At 61.8% G+C, this 7,206-nt stretch carries 2 protein-coding genes; one reads left to right on the plus strand and one right to left on the minus strand.

Annotation, left to right across the window (positions count from 1 at the left end; all coding sequences use genetic code 11):
* Positions 1 to 58: 58 nt before the first annotated feature.
* Complete coding sequence (locus HX855_RS30370) at positions 59 to 4,231, plus strand: non-ribosomal peptide synthetase (protein WP_256352945.1); 4,173 nt, start codon at positions 59 to 61, stop codon at positions 4,229 to 4,231.
* A 154-nt stretch (positions 4,232 to 4,385) separates the two neighbouring features.
* Here HX855_RS30370 and HX855_RS30375 read toward each other — a convergent pair whose 3' ends face one another.
* Entirely contained in the window at positions 4,386 to 6,869 is a 2,484-nt protein-coding gene (locus tag HX855_RS30375) for a TonB-dependent siderophore receptor (RefSeq protein ID WP_177083049.1), read from the minus strand.
* Positions 6,870 to 7,206 lie beyond the last annotated feature (337 nt).

Genomic DNA, 7,206 nt, shown 5'->3' on the forward strand with positions numbered 1-7,206 from the left:
GGACCCGACTGTCGGCAACGCTGTCAGCGATCACGGTGCTGCCAACCACGAGAGCCCGATGAACGACTTACTCGATGATGAGGTACTGGCGCTGCTGATGGCAGATGCCGGCGAGCAATCCCAAGGCATCATTGCCCGCCCCCACCCAGAACGGGCGCCACTCTCATTCGCCCAGCAGCGCTTGTGGTTCGTGCAACAGCTGAATCCCGACAGTGGCGCCTATAACCTGCCGCGCGCCGTGCGCCTGACCGGCGCACTGCACGCGCAGCGTCTGGAAACGGCACTGAACGCAGTCGTTGAGCGCCACGATGTGCTGCGCAGCGCGATTGTCGAGATCGACGGCGTGGCGATGCAAGTGGTCGATGAGCACGCGATGTTGACGCTCCTGACCGAAGACCTGCGCCACCTCGACGCCGAAGCACGGGAGCAGCAGATTGCCCAACGCACGCGCGCCGAGGCCGCCAAGCCCTTCGATCTGAAGCAGGCACCGCTGATACGCGCAGCCCTTTTGCGCGTCGCGGATGAAGAGCACCTGCTGCTGTTGACGATGCATCACATTGCCTCGGATGCGTGGTCCAACGCGATTCTGATGCAAGACCTTACCCGGGCGTATGCACAAGCCGCCGTCGGCACTCACTCGCCCTTGCCACGCCCGGCTATTCAGTACGCCGACTACGCCAACTGGCAGCGCGGTGACTATCTCCACAGCCCGGCGTGCAAAGCCAGTGCCGAATACTGGCAACACTATCTGGGCCAGTCCCTTGCGCCCCTCGACTTGCCGGTGGATGTACCCCGCAACGACCAGCACCGTCATCCGGCGGGCAACCAGGATTTCAGCCTGCCCGCGCCGCTGGTCCAAGCCATCAACCGCGTTTGCCGGCAGCACGGGCTCACACCCTTCGTCGTTGCGTTAGGCGCCTGGCAACTGCTCTTGAGCCGCTACAGCGGCCAATACGATTTCACCGTGGGCGTGCCCAACGCCACGCGCAACCGCAGCGAGATCCAGGACCTGGTCGGCTTCTTTGTCAGCACCCAGGTGTATCGCGTGCGCATCGATCCGCAAATGTCGTCCACGGACTTTTTGCTGCGCCTGCGCCGTGAGTCCATGGCGGCGCTGGATCATGCCGATTATCCGCTCGAGCTGAGCTTCGACGACCTGCAGCTGCAAAGCAGCCAACAGATCAACCCGTTGTTCCAGGTGCTGTTCAACTGGCGCACCGAGGCCGCAGGTACCGGGCCGTTGGACCTGGGTGAGCTGACCCTGGATTTCCTTGATGCCGGCATCGGACAGGCCAAGTTCGACCTGTCCCTGGACGTCAGTTACACCCTGAACCGGATCGACGCCAATATCGAGTACAGCCGCGACCTGTATCACTCCGCCACCATCGGGCGACTGGCCGGGCACTGGCAAAATATGCTGCAGGCTCTCACCGAACAACCGGGCATCGCCGTCGGCGAACTGCTGTTGTTGAGCGAGGCCGAGCGCCGCCAGCAACGGCAAGAATGGAATCCACCCGCGTCCACGTTACCGGCTGAGGGTGTTCATCAGCGGTTCGAAAACCAGGCACTGGCCACCCCCCACGCCCTCGCGCTGATTTGCGACGATGTGCGCCTGAACTACGCCCAGCTCAATTCGGCCGCCAACGCGCTGGCGCACACCCTGCTCGCGTGGGGTGTCGGCCCGGAAGTGCGGGTGGGCATCGCCGTCGAGCGTTCCGCGCACATGATCGTCAGCCTGCTGGCGGTGCTGAAGGCTGGCGGCGTGTATGTGCCACTCGACCCGCAATACCCGCAGGAACGCCTGGCATGGATGATCGAAGACAGCGGCCTGAGCGTCCTGCTGAGCCAGCGCGCCTTGCTTGAGCGCCTGCCGTCGGTGCCTGCGGTCAACGTGCTGTGCGTCGATGAGCGGGCGTTGCTCGACAGCCCGCAGAGCGAGAACCCGGTCTGCCGTACCCAAGGCAATAACCTGGCGTACGTGATGTTCACCTCCGGCTCCACCGGCCGCCCCAAAGGCGTGGGGATCACCCAGGCGGCACTGGCTGGACACGCCCAAGTGGCCCTGGATTTCCTTGGCTTGACCCCACAGGATCGCTCGCTGCAATTTGCCACGTTCAACTTCGATGCGTTTGTCGAGCAACTCTATCCGGCGCTGATCTGTGGCGCTTCGGTGGTCCTGCGCGGGCCGGATATCTGGGACAGCGACACCTGGTATCGGCAACTGCTGGACAAGCAGTTCACCGTCAGTGACCTGACCACCACCTACTGGAACATGCTGGCCAAGGATTTTGCCGCAGCCGGGGTTCGCGACTACGGCCCGTTGCGCCAGGTGATCGTGGGCGGTGAAGCCATGCCGCCGGAAGGCGTCGCCGCCTGGGGCAAGGCCGGGCTGGGCCACGTACGGCTGCTCAACACCTACGGACCGACGGAAACCACGGTCAGCGCCACCGTGCTCGATTGCAGCGATTACGTCAGCGGAAAAACCCCGCTGCCGAAAACCATGCCGATCGGCCGCCCCCTTGCCGGACGCGCCATCTATCTACTCGACCCCGGCGGCCAGGCCGTGCCGGTGGGTGTCGTCGGCGAGCTGGTCATTGCCGGCGACCTGTTGGCCCGAGGCTATTTCCAGCGCCCGGAACTGACTGCCGAACGCTTCATGCCCGATCCGTTCAGCGCCGATGGCGGACGGTTGTATCGCACCGGTGATCTGGCCCGCTATCGCGCCGACGGTGTGATCGAGTATGTCGGCCGGCTTGATCATCAGGTCAAGATTCGCGGTTTCCGCATCGAACTCGGGGAGATCGAATCATGCCTGCTGCAATCCCCCGCCGTACGCGAAGCGCTGGTGGTGGCCAGGGAAGGTACGGCGGGCTTGCAACTGATCGGCTATGTGGTGCCAAGTGACCGTCAATCGTCGAGCGATCAACGCGATGAACTGCGCGATGCCCTGAAGGCTGAATTGAGAAGCCGCTTGCCCGGCTATATGGTGCCCAGCCACCTGCTGGTATTGACGGCCATGCCTGTCAGCCCTTCCGGCAAAGTGGATCGCAAGGCGCTGCCATTGCCTGACCTCAACCAGCCCCACGCCCGTTTCAAAGCCCCGCAGACGCCACTGGAACAAGCGCTGGCTGAACTCTGGCAGGAAACGCTGCACGTCGAGCGGGTAGGCCTGGATGACAATTTCTTCGAGCTGGGCGGACATTCGATCCTGGCCATCCAGTTTATCGCCGCACTCAACACACGCCTGGGCATCAAACTCGCCCTGCAGCACATGCTCGCTCACACGACGGTGGAAGCCCTCGCCCGGTTCATTGCCATGGAGCATCAACAGCAAGCGCAATGCGTGGTCGAACTGTCGACCTCTGCCAGCGGCGCCCCGCCGTTGTTCTGCCTGCACCCCAGCGGCGGTATCGTGTTTTGCTATCAACCGTTGGCCAAACGCCTGAGCCCGCACGCGCGTACGTTCGGCGTGATGCACAAGGGCTTTGCCGACAAACACGCCCACGCCCAGACCTGGCCGCAGATGATTGCCGAATACACGCGCCAGATCGTCGACCAGCAGCCCGAAGGCCCTTATCGCTTGATGGGCTGGTCACTGGGCGGCGCCATCGCCATGGACATTGCCGCCGAACTGGAGCATCAGGGGCATCAGGTGTCCTTTCTCGGCCTGGTCGACACCACATTGCCGGACAGTGCCTTGCCCGCCGATTTGCCACGCAAGCCACTGGAAGAGGACAACCCCGAGCACTTCAGCGCGCAAAACGAACTGGCGACCGCCGTGGAGATGTTCAGCCTGATGTTTGCCCACCTGGAAGAACCCGCGGCGCGTTTCGTTGCCGAGAACCCAGGCATTGACCTCAAGGGTTTCTACCACTGGGCCAGTCAGCAGGCGGCGACGAGTGAACAGGACATGGTGGCGACCCTGGACGCGATCAAACAGGAAATCATGAACGCCCAGGCGTTCGCGATCCATGATCGCCTGGTGAAATCCTTCGATGCCTTTACCCTGCCGACGCTCAAGGTCCAAGCCAGTTGCTGGTGGTCGCTGTCCCACAAGACCCTGGAGCAAGTGTTGCATTCAGAACAGGTGTTGCGTGAGCACACCGTCAGCGGTCAGTTGCAAGGCAGCGTTCATTCACCGCTGCCCCACCGCAGCATGATCTACGGCGAATCCTTGCTGGCGTCGTTCGAAAGCGTGTTCCTCGCCTGCGAGAAGGCGCTGCACGACTGAGTGATCGAACGCGGCAGCACCCAACGCAGCAGTCTTTGGCTTCTGCGTTTTTTTATGCCCGCAGGTTTATCCCAGGCAAAAGCCGAGCACAAAAAAACCGACCCACGCTCCTGGTTCAGGGGCGTGGGCCGGTTGTGTGCAACCCGTCAGTGCATCAGAACTGCGGGGTGTACTTCACGGTGAACATCAGGTTGCGCGGGTCACCGAAGTTGTTGTTGCCATCGAGCTGGTTGTAACCCGCCGCGATGTACTTCTTGTCGAACAGGTTGTTGGCATTCACCGCCAGGCCGATTTCCGGGCTTAGCTGGTAGCCGACGCGGGCATTCCACACGGTGTAACCTGGCACGTCGTAGGTGTGCTCATACCCCAGGGTATGGCTTTGGGTCGTGAAGCCCAGCCCCGTGCTGACACGGTTCCAGTCACCGGTGAACTGATAGTTGCCCCAGACGCGCAGCATGTGTTTTGGCGTCCAGGTACTGAACACCTTGCCTTCGTTGGCCGGGTCGTCGAGGTATTTGGTGGTGTTGTAGGTGTAGCCGGCGAACAACTGCAGGTTGTCGACGACTTCACCGCTGATTTCCGCATCGATACCCTGGCTGCGCACCTTGCCTGCGGCAACCGAGCAGTACCAGCCATCGCAGACCATGCCCCCGGCGAGGTCATTGAGCGCACGGTTTTCCTGGTCATAGCGGAAGATGGCAAGGGAGGTATTGACCCGACCATCCATCAACTCGCCCTTGAGGCCGATTTCGTAGTTGCTGCCGATCACCGGTTTGAGCACCGTGCCGTTCACATCCCGCGCAGTCTGCGGCTGGAACACGTCGGTGTAGCTGGCGTAGACGGCCCACTCGCGGCTCAGGTCATAGACGATACCGGCGTAAGGCGTGACTTCCCCGGTTTCGGTTGAAGTGCTTGGAGCATTCGGGGTGATGCCAGCGGCTGAGGTCTGGGTCTGGGATTTATAGCTGTAGTTGTACCAACTGACACGGGAGCCGAGGACCAGCGTCAGGTCGTCGACCGGCTTGACCCGCCAGCTGCCGTAGATGCCCTTTTGACGGATGTCGTATTTGCTCAGGGTTCCGCGACCGCCCGCCGTATTGATCAAACCGTCGTAGCTGATCGGCGCGCGATCGTGGTTGAGATCAAAGATAGTGTCGCTGCTGTTAGTGAACGTACGGGCCAGACGGTCGTCGGTTTTCAACTGCGAGTAGTTGCCACCCAGCATGACTTCCTGCTGCATCGACAAGGCTTCGAACTTGCCGGTCAGGTTCATGTCGAGACCGACCTTGGTGGAGTCGAAGTCGGTGACGAAGTTCGCATATTGCACACCGCTGCCATCCGGCTCGAGACCGTCACCGGCACTTTGTACCCGCTGGTTTTTCGACTGGTTGTCTTCCGTCATGCGCACCGCACCGACCTTGAACGACCAATCGTCGTTGAAGCGATGCTCCAGATCGGTGTACAGCGTGGTGACGTCAATGTCCGAATGGTTCCAGCGAGCGCCGGTGTACGTCGAGCGCGAGATATCGGGCATGGAACCGTCGGCGTAACGTGGCAAGCCGCGGATCATGGGGCGCGAGTCGCCATCGGAGCGGCTGACCGCAACGCCCAGGGTGGTGTCTTCGCTCAGGTCGAAGTCCAGCGCACCGTACAGCGAAAGCGTGCGGTCCCACACGTGGTCGATAAACGAATTGCTCTGGTCCTGGTCGGCAACAAGGCGGCCGCGAATCGTACCGGTCTGGTTCAACGGGCCACCGGCATCCACTTGCAGACCGTAGTGGTCCCAGGAGCCGGCCTTGCCGGTCACCGTCACGGTGGGGGCCGCCTGGCCGCGCTTGCGCACCAGGTTGATCGCGCCACCCGGGCTGCCGGTGCCTTGCAACAGGCCGGAGGCGCCACGCAGGATTTCCAGGCGGTCGAAGAAAATCAGGTCCTGGGTTGCCCAGTTGCCCAGCGCATAGGTGTTACGCGGGATCGGCACACCGTCGTATTGCCAGTCGTCGATCTGGAAACCGCGTGAAGAAATGATCAGGCCCTTGCCGACACCCTGCAGGCCGACGACGCCGGTGGTCTGGTTGAGCGCGTCCTTGAGGTCGACCAGGTCCTGGTCGTCCATCTGTTTGCGGGTCATCACGGTGACCGACTGCGGAATTTCCTTGAGGGTGTGAGTGCCCTTGCCGATCGTCACGGCGTGGGAGGTGTACGAATTGCTGCCTTCCGTTGTCGCACCGGCCTGCTGTGCGCTGATGTTGGTCGCGCCCAGTTCCAGGCCTTGCGTGACGCCCCCACGCACCAGCATCAACGTAGTGCCCTCGGTGCTGTAGCGAACGTCGGTGCCCTTGAGCAACTCTGCGATGGCCGCCTGCGGGCTCATCTTGCCGCTGACCGAATGACTCTTGAGGCCGGCCATGTCGTCAGCGTTGTAGATCACTTGGCGGTTGGCCTGCTGACCGAACGCTTGCAAGGCTTGCGGCAGCGGTTGCGCCGCAATATTGAAGCTGGCGTCTTCAGCCATTGCCTGAGCGCTGAGCGGTAACGCGCAGACCAGCCCCAAACCGGTCAACACTCGGCGCGACCGCAAGCTGCGGGACATGACGAGTGCCTTGAACAGGGGTTTCAACTCATGAATTGCTGACATCGTGCTCTCTATTATTGGTAAAAGTGGAAGTCCATTTGGCCGAAAGGCCCGCTGCTGTCAGCGCAATTGAGCCCGCACTGTCGAACCCCTTGGGGCAACGTTTAGCGTCTCGCTGGCCGCGCCCTCCCCGGTCACGGTCATCTGGCTGAACAACGACGAAATCTTTTCTGCTGAACGTGCTCGGTGCCTGGGCTGCCCTGCCCGACCGGCTTTGCTCACATGCCTTAATAAGACGCAGCACCCGCCAAAAACCGGAATGAGTTTGTTTATCATTCATGAAAACAGTTAAAAAAAAGGCCGACGCGGTTGGGCGACGGCCTTTTGTTGCTTGGGGGTA

The sequence above is a fragment of the Pseudomonas sp. IPO3778 genome (assembly GCF_013386825.1).
GTDB lineage: Bacteria > Pseudomonadota > Gammaproteobacteria > Pseudomonadales > Pseudomonadaceae > Aquipseudomonas.

Coding starts and splice junctions, on each gene's coding strand:
- HX855_RS30375 (WP_177083049.1), bottom strand. CDS start 6,869: ATGTCAGCAATTCATGAGTTGAAACCCCTGTTCAAGGCACTCGTCATG.
- HX855_RS30370 (WP_256352945.1), top strand. CDS start 59: ATGAACGACTTACTCGATGATGAGGTACTGGCGCTGCTGATGGCAGAT.